This is a genomic window from Streptomyces sp. NBC_00690, assembly GCF_036226685.1.
Lineage (GTDB): Bacteria > Actinomycetota > Actinomycetes > Streptomycetales > Streptomycetaceae > Streptomyces.
In genome coordinates this window covers 7,254,307-7,268,225 of record NZ_CP109009.1, presented here as the reverse complement: position 1 = coordinate 7,268,225, position 13,919 = coordinate 7,254,307, and the positions used below count along the sequence as shown (strand labels likewise).

The window sequence follows — 13,919 nt, the reverse complement described above, 5'->3', positions numbered from 1 at the left end:
TTGACCGCCATCGACCCCACCGCCCACCTGACCGCGGAGCAGATCGAGGAGCTCGGCCGCGAGCTGGACGCGATCCGCGATGAGGTGATCGCCAGCCGCGGCGAGAAAGACGCCGCCTACATCCGTAAGGTCATCTCGGCGCAGCGCAGGCTCGAATTGGTCAGCAGGGGCGTGCTGCTGTTCTCGATCTTCCCGCCCGCGTGGGTGATCGGCACCGTTGGTCTGTCCGTGGCGAAGATCATGGACAACATGGAGATCGGCCACAACGTCCTGCACGGCCAGTGGGACTGGATGCGAGACCCGAAGATTCACTCCACCACCTGGGAGTGGGATCACGTCTCGCCGTCCGAGCAGTGGAAGCACTCGCACAACGAGCTGCACCACACGTACACCAACGTGATCGGCAAGGACAACGACCTCGGCTACGGCATCATGCGCGTCGACGAGGACCAGAAGTGGCATCCGTTCCACCTCGGCCAGCCGCTGTGGAACTTCATCAACGCCTGCTTCTTCGAGTACGGCATCGCAGCGTACGACCTGGAGCTCGGCAAGAATCTGCACAAGCGCCGCCGCAAGAACCCGGAGTTCCGTGCACGGGCCAAGGCCGTGGGGCGCAAGATCCGCAAGCAGGTGCTCAAGGACTACGTGATCCACCCGCTGCTGTCGGGCCCGTCGTTCCTCACCACGCTTGCCGCCACGTTCACCGCGAACCTGGTCCGTAACATCTGGTCCCACTCGGTGATCATGTGCGGGCACTTCCCCGAAGGCGTGCAGGTCTTCGAGCGCCGGTCGATCAAGGGCGAGACGCGCGGCCAGTGGTACCTGCGCCAAATGATGGGCTCGGCGAACATCAGCGGCAGCAAGGCCATGCATTTCATGAGCGGCAATCTGTCGCACCAGATCGAGCACCACCTGTTCCCGGACCTGCCGAGCAACCGGTACGCAGAGGTCGCGGTGAAGGTGCGCGCGCTGTTCGAAAAGTACGAGCTGGAGTACGTCACCGGGCCGCTGCCCAAGCAGGTGTTCTCCGCGTGGCGCAAGGTCTTCCGGCTCTCGCTGCCGAACAAGAAGCCCAAGATCAAGACGCCGGATCGCGAGCTCCTCGCGGCCTGATCCCAGTACTGGTGTCGGGTGCGCACGCCCACCCGGTTTACCAACGGGCGAGGTGAGGTGGGCGCCCTTCCAGACGCCTCCGGGCACGCCGGGCGTACGGGTGCGGGGGCGGTGGTCCGCCAGAGCCGGCAGCCCGCCGCCTGACCGTCTCACGGTGGCTCGGCCGGCGCCCACCCCACACCCTCCGCAGGCATCCCTTGGAATTGCTCATCTAGCCGCGACGGTGTCATAGGACGTCTGAGTGCCTTGCAACCAGTCGCCGGTGTTCGGTTCGATGCTCACCAGCGCAGGCTGCCCAACAGCCCAACGAGTCGACCTCCCTTGTCAAGGGACCGCCGCGCCTGCGGGATCGCGTCCTCAACTACTGTAGCGACAGGGCGAGTTGAGCATTCTCGCGCTCCTTCGATGTTGAGGTCAACGACGTCCGGTTGGCGGCCCTGCGGGATGCGTCAACGGGAGAGAGCCCGGACGCCTGCTGCCTCGACCGCGACGAGTAGGACGGCCGCCATCCGGCGCACGATCCCCTTCAGGTCCATAGCACCTATCGGACTCATGGTCTCCAAGGTGTCACAGAGAAATCCGAATCACGCCGAAAGCAAGTGCCCGCAGGCATCCGCCGCTTGCATCTGCCACGTGTTGTTGTCCAAGTTGACGGTTGTACGGGTTCGGCCCCTTGGGGTGCCTGACCTGCCCGCCCCTGGCCGGGCTCTGTCAAACCGGATCGGGACGGCGTGGAACTCCCCAACGCAGGGACCGTTCGCGGTTTCGGCAGCCGATCCCGGCCCGCCATAAGTTCGGGCCAACTCGTGAATCACTACTGTCCTATCTGCATCACTGGTGTCACGCTTCACATTGTTGTCAGGCGTCGTACCTCACTCACAGCCGAGGTCCCGCACTGCTCGTTCGAGGGGCATTCACCCCTCCCACCATCCCGATGCGCCTTGTCATCCGCACTGCACAGCTCTGCCGCACCGCACCGCACCGCACAGCTCTGCCGTCCGGCACGGCCTGCCGGACGGGCCACCCGTACCGGCCTCAACGCACGGCCGCCCGCAGAAGGAGTCCACTTGAGACGGCTATCCCTCAAGGTCCCGACCGCGTTCCTCGCCTCCGCCGCGCTCTTCACCGTGGCCCTGCCGTCCGGCGCCGCGGGCGCCGCGCCCACAGCGCCGACTCCCCCGGCCGCGTCGGCCCGTGCGGGCGCCCTGCCCGCGAAACTCAGCCCCTCGCAGCAAGCGGCCCTGCTCACTGACGCGACCGCCAGCAGCGCCAGGACCGCCGCCACGCTCGGCCTTGGCGGCAAGGAGCGTCTGGTGCCGCGCAGCGTGCTCACGGACGCGGACGGCACCGTGCACACCCGCTACGAGCGGACCTACGGCGGGCTGCCCATCCTCGGTGGCGATCTGATCGTCCACACCACCGCGAACGGTGCCATGAAGGGCGTAACCAAGGCCACCGCGGCACGGATCTCCCTACCCAGCACCACCCCCGCCCGCAGCGCCGCCTCCGCCAAGGCCCTCTCCCTGACCCGCGCCAAGAAGGAGGGAATCACCAGCACCAAATCCGCACAGGCCCCGCGTGCGGTGATCTGGGCCGCCTCCGGTCGCCCGATCCTCGCCTGGGAATCGGTGGTCAATGGCGTCCAGCCCGATGGCACCCCCAGCGAACTGCACATCGTCACCGATGCCACCACCGGCGCCGAAATCCACCGGCGCGAAGCCGTGGGGAGCAGCAGCGGCACCGGTCCAAGCCGGCCCGCCGATGCCAAGACCGGCGCCGGGCTCCAAGGCCATGACGCCATGCGGAGAAACAGCGGGATCGGCCACAGCCGGCACAGCGGTCAGGTCCGCCTCGGCGTCTTCAAGTTCGGCTCCAACTACAACCTGACCGACACCGCTCGCGGGAGCCACCAAACCTACGACCTAGGCAACAACATATTCGGAGACGGCATAGGCAAACTCGTCTCCGACACCAACAACGTCTGGGGCGACGGCACCTCCGCTGACAGACAGACCGACGCCGTGGACGCCGCGTACGGAGCCCAGGTCACCTGGGACTACTTCGCGGATGAGCACAACCGCTATGGCATCCGCAATGACGGTGACGGCGGTTTGTCCCGGGTCCACTACGGCATCAACGACCGGTTCAACTCCTTCTGGAGTGACACCTGCTTCTGTATGACCTACGGCGATGGCGGAACGAATCCGGACACCGGCGTCGAGGCCACGGCGCACGCGATGATGCGCGGTCTCACCACCCACACCGCCAAGTTCTCCTACTACGGCGAGTCCGGCGCGCTGGCGGAGGCGAACAGCGACATCTTCGCCGCCGCGGTGGAGTTCAGCGCCGACAACGCCCATGACGTGGGCGACTACCTGATCCGGGAGAAGACCTACACCGGCAGAGAACGCGACTTCACGCGCCCCATGGACCGGCCCTCCAAAGCCGGTGCCTACACGGACTACTGGCACCCCCGTATCGCTTCGAGCCGGAATCAGCGGTACGGCGCGAGCCCGGCCAATCACTGGTTCTACCTGGCCTCCGAGGGCAGCGGCGCCAAGACCATCAACGGGGTCGCCTACAACAGCCGCACCCATGACGGTCTGCCCGTCACCCGCATCGGACGGGACGCGGCAGCGAAGATCTGGTACCGGGCGCTCACCGTCTATATGACCTCCACCACGGATTACGCCGGAGCCCGCGCCGCCACCCTCTCGGCGGCCGCTGACCTCTACGGCGCCACCTCGGTCACCTACGCCAATGCGATGCACGCCTGGGGTGCCGTCAACGTCGGCACCCGCCCCGGCGGCGCCCCGAGGCCGACCGGTCCGGTCTTCGAGAACACCACCAGCGTCCCGATCCCGGGCCGCCTTCCGGACGGCACCCCTGGAGCGAAGGTCTCCTCGCCGATCACCGTCACCTCAATCACCGGCAACGCCCCCACCATCCTGCTGGTCGACTTCTCCATCCGCAATGACACCACCCCCGTCCTGGAGCTGGTGGCACCGGACGGCACTGTCTACCCCCTTGCGAACGGCACCTGGTCGGAAGGCGGCGGCGGATACACCGCCACCGTCGCCGTGGACGCCTCCGCAAACACCGCGAACGGCACCTGGAACCTGAGAGCACAGTCCGGTGAAGACTGGGGGGGTTCCGCCTCCATCCACAGCTGGAAACTCTCCTTCTGACGTCACGCTCAGCAACCGTCCGGGGCTGTCCGCGAGGGGCGGACGGTCCCGGACCTCGTAGCCCGCGGTGTTCGCCCGGCGATCATCAAGACGCCCCTCCGGTTCGAGAGCCTGCTCAGCGGCCAGCGCGCCATCGACGTCGGGCCCAAACTGGTCCGGATTGGCTCTATTCGCCAGCAGTGGTTCTGGCTCAGATCTCGCGGCGGGTGACGCTCCGTCATCGCTCGACATCGAACAGCGGGATGGGCGGTGAAGGGGGAGTAAGGACTGTGCGAAGGCGGTTGAGGTCGGCTCGCCACTGCTTCCAGCCTTCCGGATCGACCCAGTTCGAGGCCGGCCCGGCCTCGTCGCTGATGATGCGAGCGAGGGCCTCGTCCGCGAGCGCCCGGAGATCGTCAGGGAAGGCGGGCATGGGTTCTTCAGGGCCGTAAGGTGTGTCGATTGGGCCGCAGCCAGGGCACTGCGTCAAGGATGCCCACGGCCAGCCGCACGGCAAGGTCGACGTCGTCCGCGGTGACGGGAGACATGCCTGATCCGGTTTCGGCTGATCGAGACATGACAGCACCGTATCAGGAGGGAAGAGGGCGACCCCTTCCAACCAGTTCGGTCACCGGAACCCGTGACCGGGTTGCGAACTCACTCTGAGGTGGCACCACGTGCGGACACGAGCCCTGTCCGCCTGACCACGCCGACGCAACGCGACGCCCGCCACCGCGACTCCCTGGCCGCCGAATGCAAGGAACGCGCCCGCATCCGAAGCGAGAAGGGCATCCGTTGGGGCGGACGCCCCCTCAACACCGCAGCCTGACCAACCGCGAACCTGCGCGGCCACAGCGCATCATCGGTCCAATCGTGGCCAAGCGCGGACGACCGAGGCGTTGTGAAGATGATCTCGGCTGGGCCGACCCGGAGCCCCGAACGGGGCCGGTTCAGGAGAAGGGCGGCGCCAGAGGAGAATGACTCAGGAAACGGACGGCTCGATCTCCCCCGCGAAGACGATGACCTGGTCGATGAGGCTCCGCCGCAGATGGACGATGTCCGTTCCCGCCAGGCGGGGGCCTTCATCCGGCGTCGTGAAGACCCACTGGTACCGGGCCCACTCGTCCGGCATGTCCACCGCCGAACAGCGGACCATCGTGCCGGTCCCCGCGGGGTGGCGCCGGATGTCCAGCACGAACCGCTCGACTGCCTCGATGCCCTCACTGCGGCCCAGCGGTCCCCAGAAGACCACGTCAGAGGTCAGGGCCTGGGAGAGCAGCGCAGCCACATAGCTGTCGTCCGAGGCATTGAACGCGGAGATGAACGTGTCGATCGCGGACCGCGCGGTCTCTTCCTGCATACACCAGTAATACCAGTCGCCTCGCGGACCGCGCTCGTCCCCGTCCTCGGCGACCGGGTCGGCGACCGGGTCGGCGACCGGAGTCACACTGAACCCCGGAAGGGGATCGCCGTTCCCGACGAAGACGCCCCGGATCCCACCGCCGACCATCGTGCCGCGCACGGCCTTGGCCGTGACCTCATGATGAACGTCGCCCTCGAAGCCGGAATCGCCCCGGATCGTGAACAGCCGTACGGGCTTGATCGCACCAGCGCGCTCGCCGACGGCCCGGACCTTCACCTGGCAGGCGCGATCACCGGAGTCCTCCCCTTCGACCGCGAGTCGGCCGATGCCAACGCGGGGAAGCGCGGCAGGTCGGACCGCCGGGGCGCGGTGGCCGCCGACCGAACGGGCCGGGCCCGCCAAAGGCGCACGGAAACACAGTGGGGCCCGGGCGAGGCAGTGAGCTTCAGGCGGAAAGCGCGGCTTCGAGCATCCGCCGGACCACGGCGGTCAGTTCGCCCGCATCGGGCGGCGGGCGGGTCGCGGCCGGCGCGCCGGCGAGCCAGTCGTACAGCAGCCCGTCGGTCCAGGCGACCAACAGATCCGCCGCGGCCGCCGGACGGGGAGCACCGAGCGCCGCCAGCAGGTCGGCGGCCCTGACCCGTACGGCGAGGTCGGCGGTCTGAAGGTCGGCGCGCAGCTCCGGCCGGCGGGTCGCTTCCAGGCTGAGTTCGAAGCGGGCGAGCTGGCGGTCGCGCGCCGCCGTCAGCCAGTGGTGCAGCAGCGCGGCCATCCCTTCCGCCGCGGAGTCCAGGTCCGGGTGGCCACGGTCCGCTTCCCAGTGGTCCGCGTCGGCGACCGAGAGTTCGGCGAGGCGGAGGTAGCAGGCGCTGATGAGAGCGCTGCGGGTGCGGAAGTAGTACGACGTGCTGCCGGCCGGCAGCCCTGCAGCGGCGTCGACCGCGCGATGGGTCAGGCCGCGCAGTCCGGCGGCGGCCACGGTGCTGATGGCGGCGTCGGCGATCAGGTTTCGGCGGTCGGAGATGGACATACCCGAACTCTACAGATGTAGAGTGCGACCCATCGACCTCTACAGGTGTAGAGACAAAGGGGGTGGTCGACATGGGTGTTCGTCATGCCGTCGTGGCCGGAGGGGGTATCGGGGGCCTGACCGCCGCGGTGGCTCTGAGCCGCCGCGGCTGGCGCGTCACCGTGTGCGAACGGGCCTCCGTGCTCACGGGCATCGGCGCGGGCATCGTGCTCGCCCCGAACGCACTGCGCGCCCTGGACTCGATCGGCCTGGGCCCCGACCTGCGGACCGGCGAAGCCCTGCCCGGCCAGATCGGGCTGCGCACACCCGACGGCACTTGGCTGAGCCGGTCCGACAGCGGCGTGCTGTCCGCCCGCCACGGAACGGCCGCGCGCGCCGTGCACCGCGGCTTCCTGATCGACACCCTCGCGGCCGCCCTGCCTCCCGACACCCTGCGCCTCGGCGTATCGGTGACCGGCGTGAACGACTCGGGGAACACCGTGTCCGTGCGTACGTCGGCGGGCGAACTGCGCGCCGACGTCGTACTGGCCGCCGACGGCATCCGCAGCACGCTCCGCGAACAGCTCTTCCCCAGTCACCGCGGGCTGCGTCACGCCCGTGAGGCCGGCTGGCGAGCGGTGCTGCCCGGCGCGGGCCCACCCGCCCAGCAGGCCGCCGAAACCTGGGGGCGAGGCGAGCGGTTCGGCATCGTCCCACTCGCCGACGGCCGTATCTACGTCTACGCCACCGCCGTTTCCGACCCCGGCACAAGGCCGTCGGACCACCACGCCGAGCTGACCCGGCGCTTCGGCACATGGCACGATCCCATACCCGAGCTGCTGGACCGGCTGAGCAGGCGAGCCTCGGAGCCGGTCGGCATACTCCACCACCATTTCCACGAACTGGCCGTCCCTTTGCCCCGGTTCCACACCCGCGGAGTGGCCCTGCTCGGCGACGCCGCCCACGCGATGACCCCCAACCTGGGCCAAGGCGGCTGCCAGGCCATCGAGGACGCCGTCGTCGCGGCCCATTTCCTCGCCTCCACCGACGACACACCCACCGCGCTCGCCGACTACACGAAAGCCAGACACCGGCGAACCACTCGGATCAGCCGCCGCTCCCGACGCATCGGCCAACTCGCCAGGCTCTCCCACCCCCTTGCCGCGTCCATCCGCGACCTGGCCGTACGAGCCACGCCGCAAGCCCTGTCCCTGAAAGCCCTGGACACCGTCCTCGACTGGCAACCGCCTTCCACCCCCGCCGACTTCAAGGAGCAACGGTGAACCCTACAGACACATCGCGCCCCCTCCCCCGGGCGGACTCCGCCCGCCCCTTCACCATCGGCGCCTACGGCTTCGTCCTCCTGGGCATCGCCCACCTCGCCCTCTCCGCCGCTTCAGCGCTCACCAAAGCCCCGCGCCAGCGTGAAGTCGACACCGCCATGCGAGAGCCCGCCTTCACCCTGTTGGGACTGGAACGCACCGTCCTCGACCTCTTCAACGGCTTCAGCATCGCCATGGCCCTCTTCGTCACCGCCTGCGGCCTCCTACTCCTCACCGCCGTCCACCACGCCCCCACCCTCATCCAGCACCGCACCGCCTTCGGCCGGCTCGCCCTCACGGTCTCCCTCGCCGCCCTGGCGATATCCGTCCCCCTGCTGCCCCCTCCGCCGATCGTCATCCTCACCATCACCAGCTGCGCTTTCGCCCTGTCCCTGCGCAGGGCGGCCCCCGCGGCATGACCAGGCGGCCGCCCGGCCTGTCCGAGCCGAGCAGCAGCGCGACCGGGCTGTCGAGACATGGACCGCGGATCAGCTTCGGGCCGCTCCGGTCTGCACCGGCGTCGTGGCAGCACTTCATCGCCACCGTGCGGAGCGGCGCTCTCTGAGCCCGACCACTCCCCCGTACGGGAAATGCCGCCCCACCGCGACAGTTTCGCGGTGGGGCGGAGTCGTTCCCGACACGGCATCGCTCATACACCCACGACCCGCGGGCCTCAGATCGCGGCGGCCCCCCACGTTCTCAGTGGAGCCGAACAGCCCGCCGCCCGCCCAACCCGGCAAGCGTGGCTGCGACCACCAAGCGACCACATCCACCGCCTCCGCGAAGCCCTTCAGAAGCTCCGTGGCCCCGCACCGTCCGCCTACAGCACCCTGGCGAGCCAGCTCCGGCTGCGGCATGCGACCACACTGCGACCATCACGCTCCCGGACGCACGAAAGGCCGCCCTCTCATGGATGAGAGAACGGCCTCCGACCTGCGAAAACACAAGTCGGGACGACAGGATTTGAACCTGCGACCCCTTGACCCCCAGTCAAGTGCGCTACCAAGCTGCGCCACGTCCCGATGCTCGTCTGACCTGGGGTTTCCCCTGGCTGAACGCGCATGAGAACGATACCGCACTCCGGGCGATGGTTACGAACCGCTTTCGGCGCGCTGCGACCGCTGCAGCCGGAACGGCCGCGGCCAGCCCGGGCTGGGCCCGGGGCCGTACGCCAGGCGCCGCGCCGCCGCCCTGCAACAGGGGGGACAGGGGGCGAGCCCTCGCCGGCGCCGGACACGGAAGCAGGGCGTCCGTCACCCGGGCACGGGGGGCTGTAGCTCCGGATGCGCGTCCAGCAGCTTGCGGGGCGCGACCTGCCGCCAGGAGTCGAGCAGGATCGCACGGAGCTCCGACTCGTCCTCCAGCACGGCGAGCCGCACCCTGATCCATGCGTAGTTGTCGTCGTGCCCCTCTCGGAGGAAGAACTTCGCCGGCTCGGCCTCGATCAACTCGGCCCGCTCTTCCTTGGGGCACTTCACACCCATCACCTGATCGTCGTCGGCGAGCGAGGCGAAGATCTTCCCGCCGCCGTCGAGGCGGAAGGTCGGCATGCCCCAGGCGAGCTTCTCGATCGTCCGGGGCAGGGAGAGCGCGACTCGGCGAACGTCATCAGCGGTGGCCATGCGACGACCGTACGGTGCGCCACTGACAACCGCCCGACGACCGATGCACCGAGTAGGCGAATCGATCCGGAAAGCGCTTTCTTGGCCATGGAACGCCCTTCGCCCTGCCTCGCGGAGGAGAACACAGCAGCCTCAGGGGAGTCATGTGACGGGGCGGTCGATGGATGAAGAGGAGCATGGGGTGCAAAGGAGCGCGCAGCACTTGGTCCGCGCGCTCCGGAACATGGCGGGAGGACCCCCGGCACTCTCCGGCATACTGCACATACAGCGACATAAAGTTTTCGCCATGGCCGAGAGGGCGGGGGCGCGCACATATTCGCGGATCCATGAGTGCGCCATCCACCACCCTCCTCACATCGCGCGCTGGATAACGCTTCTACGCGCTGGGACGCTCTGCCGCGTGGCTCAATCACCCTGTTCAGGTACGTTCATTTCCGTCCAGGTCTATGCCGTATCGGTTCTTCAGAAGGTGCCAGATGTCGCGTCTGTGCACGCCTGAGACAGGCTGTCGGCTGGCCGTGCCCGCCCCCCGAGAATCCATCGCCCTCCGCATGTAGCAGAGGGAACCACGCAGGGAATGCCGTACGGCAGAGCAGAGATGGCCGGTCAGCACGTTCCCGGTCGGCTCTATGCACCACCTACTCGAACAATCGCCCGAGTAGGCGTAATCGCAGAGGAAGGCTCGCGATGGACGAGTACTTCGCCAGTCAGCTGCATCATCGACTTCGGAACGATGTCAGGGACTTCGCAGAGAAGGAGGTGAGGCCCCGAATCCCTCTGTTGGAAGCAACACGAACCGCTCATGGCGAACTGTCCCGGCTCATAGCCAGGCAGGGTTGGTTGGGCGCCACCATCGGTCGTGACTACGGCGGCATGGGAGCCGGCCATCTGGCCAAGACGATCATCATCGAAGAGCTGTCACGGGTCAGCGGGGCGATGGGGGCCATGGTCCAGGCGTCCCAACTGGGTGTGGCCAAGATCCTGCACTTCGGCAACGCGGAGCAGAAGCGGACCTGGTTGCCGAGCATCGCGGCCGGCCACTGCCTGCCGACGATCGCCGTGACCGAGCCGGACTCGGGCGGCCATGTGCTCGGCATGACCGCCACCGCGGTGCGGGACGGCGATGAGTACATACTCAATGGCCAGAAGGTGTACGTGGGCAACAGCCACATCGGCGATCTGCACGGTGTGGTGGTGAGAACGGGACCCGGCTCCCGCGGGCTGACCGCGTTCCTGGTCGAGGCCGACCGTCCCGGGTGCATCATCGGGGAGCAGCGCCCGGCGCTGGGGCTGCACGGCTTCAGCTTCGGCGAACTGTTCTTCCAGAACTGCCGGGTGCCCGCGAGCAACCGGCTGGGGGCGGAGGGGGACGGGCTCTCGGTGGCGTACTCGTCCAGCGTGCTCTACGGGCGGGCGAACCTCACCGCCGTGTCGCTGGGCATCCACCAGGCGATCCTGGACGAGACGACCAAGTTCTGTGCCGAGCGCTACCGCTACGGCAATCCGCTCCATGATCTGCCGTCCATCAAGATGAAGCTGGGCAAGCTCCAGTCGCGGTTGATGACCGCGAGACTCGCGGCCTATCACGCCGTACATCTGCTGGATCAGGGATCGCCGTGCGACGCGGAGTTGATGAACGCCAAGTTGATCAATGTGGAGTCGACCATCGACTCGGCACGCAACGCCATGGAGATCCATGCCGCGGCCGGTCTCTTCACCGACCGCCCCATCGAGCGCTATCTACGGGACGCGCTCCATATGTTCGCGCCTGCGGGCACCTCGGACATCCAGTTGTTGCGGCTGGCCGAGGTGGCATTGGGGACGGTGAAGGGACAGTGGTCGCAACGGCTCTCCGAGGCGGTCAAGCTGGAACCGGCGGTCTGAGCAGGACCGACGGCGGTGCCCGGGGAAGGGGCCCTGGGCCGGTCACGTCATCGCGTGGCACTCTCGTGAACCGGTGTTGCGGGGGATCTGGACAAGGAGCGGGTCGAGGTGGGGCCTCGGAGGGGGGCGCCCACCGAGTACACCCGTGATCCTGCTGTACGGACGGTCGGGAGGGACCGTCTGATGGGGGGAAGTGGATACGGCGGCGCTCTGCCGGGTGTGCAGCCCGGCGTGTGCGGATGCCGGGGGTTGCTCGCGTTCGTCGCGTCGGGTGGGGCCTCCCTGTCGTATCCACGCCCGATCGATGTCCTGGACGTCCGTCGTGGCCTAGATGCCGCCGTCTTCGCGGCGATGAATCTGTTCGATCAGCTCCGCGGCGAGGGACTTGATGGTCTCCAGTCCCGCCCTGCCCCACGGTCGGGGCTCGGTGTCGACGACGCAGATGGTTCCGAGGGCGATTCCGGTGCGGTCGATGAGCGGGGCTCCGAGGTAGGAGCGGATGCCGATCTCGTCGACCACGGGGTTCCCTGCGAATCGGGGGTAGTCGCACACGTCTTCCAGGACCAATGCCTTCCTTCGGACGACGACGTGCGGGCAGTACCCGTGGTCGCGGTCCATGAAGCGGCTGACCTCCCCGCCCACCGCGGTCACCGCCGCGCTGAGGGCGTGGTTGTCGTGGTCACCGGTCGGGGTGTGGAGGCCGGCGAAGAACTGTCGGTGCTCGTCGATGAAGTTGACCATGGAGTACGGCGCCCCGGTCACCCTGGCCAGATGGTGGGCGAACTCGTCGAAGGCGGGGTCGGGGCGGTCCCCGAAGCCGAGTTGGCTCAGCCGCTTGACCCGCATGGGCGCTTCCCTGTCGATGGGAGTCAGCAGCAGATGGCCTGTGGGGTCGTACGTCATGTCGGTGCTCCATGGCTCGGCGCGGGGGCGGGGACCGGGGTGGTGAGGAGGTGTTGGACGAGGGTGACCAGGGTGCCGATGCCGGAGCTGGCGATCCGTGCGTCACACATCACGACCGGTACCTGGGGCTTGAGGTCGATGGCGGATCTGACTTCCTCCGCGTCGTACCGGTAGGCCCCGTCGAACTCGTTGACGGCGACGACGAATCCGATTCCCCGCCCTTCGAAGAAGTCCACTGCGGAGAAGGAGTCTTGGAGCCTGCGGGTGTCGGCGAGGATGACCGCGCCGAGCGCTCCTTCGGACAGTTCGTCCCACATGAACCAGAAGCGTTCCTGGCCCGGCGTGCCGAAGAGGTAGAGCACATGGCGTTCGTCGAGTGTGATGCGGCCGAAGTCCATGGCGACGGTGGTGGTCGTCTTGGACTCGACGCCTTCGAGGGGATCCGTGGCGGCGCTGACCTGCGTCAGCAGTTCCTCGGTACTGAGCGGGTCGATCTCGCTCACCGACCCCACGAAGGTGGTCTTGCCGACTCCGAAGCCACCCGCGACCAGGATCTTGAGGGCGGTTGGGAAGAGCGGATCGGCCGCGGTGCGCTCCGATGGGTCGAGATCGTCGCTCTCGCGGCGCCCGGCCGGAAGGGCGAGGGAGAGCGGTCCTTGGCTCGTGGAGTCTCCGGCCGACGGACCTTCGGTCCGAGGGCCGTACTTCCATGAGCTGTCGACTTCAGAGCCGTCGTCGTAGGCCATCGAGCACTGCCTCCAGCAATGAACGGTCGGTCGGTGTGTCCAGGCAGCGGGGCGCTCGTGTGGTGACCGCCCCGCAGTCCACGAGATCGGAGAGCAGCACCTTGGTGACGACTGCGGGAAGCCTCAGGTGCGCCGCGATCTCGGCGACGGATGTCGGACCGTCGCAGAGCCCGAGCGCGAGCGCGTGCTCCGGTCCGAGGTTGCCCTTGGGTACGGTCCCGGTGGACATGACCAAGGAGAGCAGGTCCAGCGGGGCCGTGGGGCGGGTGCGGCCACCGCTGACCGTGTAGGGGCGGATGAGTCGGCCGGCGGCGTCGTCGAGTAGGGGGCCGTCCTTGGGCGCCGGCACGATCACTGCCCCGCGATGCCAGGCGCCCCGGTCGACTGTCTGGCCGGAGTGGTGAGGTACGGTCGCACGCTTTTCACGAGCATCGCCATTTCGTAGCCGAGTACGGCGGCGTCGGCCTCTCGACCGGCGAGTACGGCCAGGCAGGTGCCCGACCCCGCGGTGGAGACGAAGAGCAGGGTCGAGTCGAGTTCCACCACTACTTGGCGAACCTCTCCCCCGTCGCCGAAGCGCGTGCCGGCGCTCCGTCCCAGGGAGTAGAGACCGGAGGCAAGGGCCGCCATGTGGTCGGCGCTGTCGGGTTCCAGGCCATGCACGGACTTCACCAGGCCGTCGGAGGAGAGCAGTACTGCATTGCGGGTGTACGGCACACGCTGGACCAGACCGCTGAGCAGCCAGTCGAGGTCCGAGGTATGACCGTTCGGCGCATCGCTCGCCATGGTG

The 13,919-nt window shown here is 68.1% G+C and carries 14 protein-coding genes, 1 tRNA gene and 1 pseudogene; 6 read left to right on the top strand and 10 right to left on the bottom strand.

Features of this window, described 5'->3' with window-relative positions:
- Both OID54_RS31670 and OID54_RS31665 read left to right on the top strand, forming a co-directional pair.
- A complete protein-coding gene (locus OID54_RS31670) occupies positions 1 to 1,113 on the top strand; it encodes a fatty acid desaturase family protein (RefSeq protein WP_329025137.1) in 1,113 nt (370 codons plus the stop codon).
- A 1,067-nt stretch (positions 1,114 to 2,180) separates the two neighbouring features.
- A complete protein-coding gene (locus tag OID54_RS31665; protein WP_329025136.1) occupies positions 2,181 to 4,301 on the top strand; it encodes a M4 family metallopeptidase in 2,121 nt (706 codons plus the stop codon).
- A 217-nt stretch (positions 4,302 to 4,518) separates the two neighbouring features.
- On the opposite strand, the gene OID54_RS31660 is transcribed toward OID54_RS31665, so the two are convergent.
- Positions 4,519 to 4,713 (bottom strand): hypothetical protein, encoded by a 195-nt coding sequence (locus tag OID54_RS31660; protein WP_329025134.1) that lies wholly within the window; start codon positions 4,711 to 4,713, stop codon positions 4,519 to 4,521.
- Positions 4,714 to 4,720: 7 nt separating this feature from the next.
- On the bottom strand, positions 4,721 to 4,858 hold the full coding sequence (locus OID54_RS31655) for a hypothetical protein (RefSeq protein ID WP_329025133.1): 138 nt from the start codon (positions 4,856 to 4,858) through the stop codon (positions 4,721 to 4,723).
- Positions 4,859 to 4,951: 93 nt separating this feature from the next.
- Between OID54_RS31655 and OID54_RS31650 the strand changes: the two are divergent.
- Positions 4,952 to 5,109, top strand: a pseudogene (locus OID54_RS31650) (IS630 family transposase); the annotation flags it as partial.
- A gap of 153 nt (positions 5,110 to 5,262) precedes the next feature.
- Here OID54_RS31650 and OID54_RS31645 read toward each other — a convergent pair.
- Positions 5,263 to 5,640, bottom strand: a complete 378-nt coding sequence (locus tag OID54_RS31645) for a nuclear transport factor 2 family protein (RefSeq protein WP_329027908.1) — start codon at positions 5,638 to 5,640, stop codon at positions 5,263 to 5,265.
- Between the two features lie 448 nt (positions 5,641 to 6,088).
- Entirely contained in the window at positions 6,089 to 6,673 is a 585-nt protein-coding gene (locus tag OID54_RS31640) for a TetR/AcrR family transcriptional regulator (protein WP_329025131.1), read from the bottom strand.
- Positions 6,674 to 6,744: 71 nt separating this feature from the next.
- On the opposite strand from OID54_RS31640, the gene OID54_RS31635 reads away from it, so the two are divergent.
- A complete protein-coding gene (locus OID54_RS31635) occupies positions 6,745 to 7,935 on the top strand; it encodes an FAD-dependent monooxygenase (RefSeq protein WP_329025128.1) in 1,191 nt (396 codons plus the stop codon).
- Complete coding sequence (locus tag OID54_RS31630; protein ID WP_329025126.1) at positions 7,932 to 8,393, top strand: LIC_13387 family protein; 462 nt, start codon at positions 7,932 to 7,934, stop codon at positions 8,391 to 8,393. The genes OID54_RS31635 and OID54_RS31630 overlap by 4 nt, the downstream gene beginning before the upstream one ends.
- A 529-nt stretch (positions 8,394 to 8,922) precedes the next feature.
- Here the strand turns inward: OID54_RS31630 and OID54_RS31625 are convergent.
- Both OID54_RS31625 and OID54_RS31620 read right to left on the bottom strand, forming a co-directional pair.
- Positions 8,923 to 8,996, bottom strand: a tRNA-Pro gene (locus tag OID54_RS31625).
- Between the two features lie 231 nt (positions 8,997 to 9,227).
- Complete coding sequence (locus tag OID54_RS31620; protein WP_329025124.1) at positions 9,228 to 9,596, bottom strand: MmcQ/YjbR family DNA-binding protein; 369 nt, start codon at positions 9,594 to 9,596, stop codon at positions 9,228 to 9,230.
- A gap of 687 nt (positions 9,597 to 10,283) precedes the next feature.
- On the opposite strand from OID54_RS31620, the gene OID54_RS31615 reads away from it, so the two are divergent.
- Entirely contained in the window at positions 10,284 to 11,480 is a 1,197-nt protein-coding gene (locus OID54_RS31615; protein WP_329025122.1) for an acyl-CoA dehydrogenase family protein, read from the top strand.
- 327 nt (positions 11,481 to 11,807) lie between these two features.
- Here the strand turns inward: OID54_RS31615 and OID54_RS31610 are convergent, their stop codons facing one another.
- The 4 genes from OID54_RS31610 to OID54_RS31595 are packed head-to-tail and all read right to left on the bottom strand — an operon-like array spanning position 11,808 to position 13,915.
- Positions 11,808 to 12,383 (bottom strand): GAF domain-containing protein, encoded by a 576-nt coding sequence (locus tag OID54_RS31610; RefSeq protein ID WP_329025120.1) that lies wholly within the window; start codon positions 12,381 to 12,383, stop codon positions 11,808 to 11,810.
- Complete coding sequence (locus tag OID54_RS31605; RefSeq protein ID WP_329025118.1) at positions 12,380 to 13,129, bottom strand: GTP-binding protein; 750 nt, start codon at positions 13,127 to 13,129, stop codon at positions 12,380 to 12,382. Before OID54_RS31605 ends, OID54_RS31610 begins: the two co-directional genes overlap by 4 nt.
- Positions 13,107 to 13,478 (bottom strand): DUF742 domain-containing protein, encoded by a 372-nt coding sequence (locus OID54_RS31600; RefSeq protein ID WP_329027906.1) that lies wholly within the window; start codon positions 13,476 to 13,478, stop codon positions 13,107 to 13,109. The genes OID54_RS31605 and OID54_RS31600 overlap by 23 nt, the downstream gene beginning before the upstream one ends.
- A 2-nt stretch (positions 13,479 to 13,480) precedes the next feature.
- Positions 13,481 to 13,915: a roadblock/LC7 domain-containing protein gene (locus OID54_RS31595; protein ID WP_329025116.1), complete on the bottom strand. Its 435-nt coding sequence runs from the start codon at positions 13,913 to 13,915 to the stop codon at positions 13,481 to 13,483.
- Positions 13,916 to 13,919 lie beyond the last annotated feature (4 nt).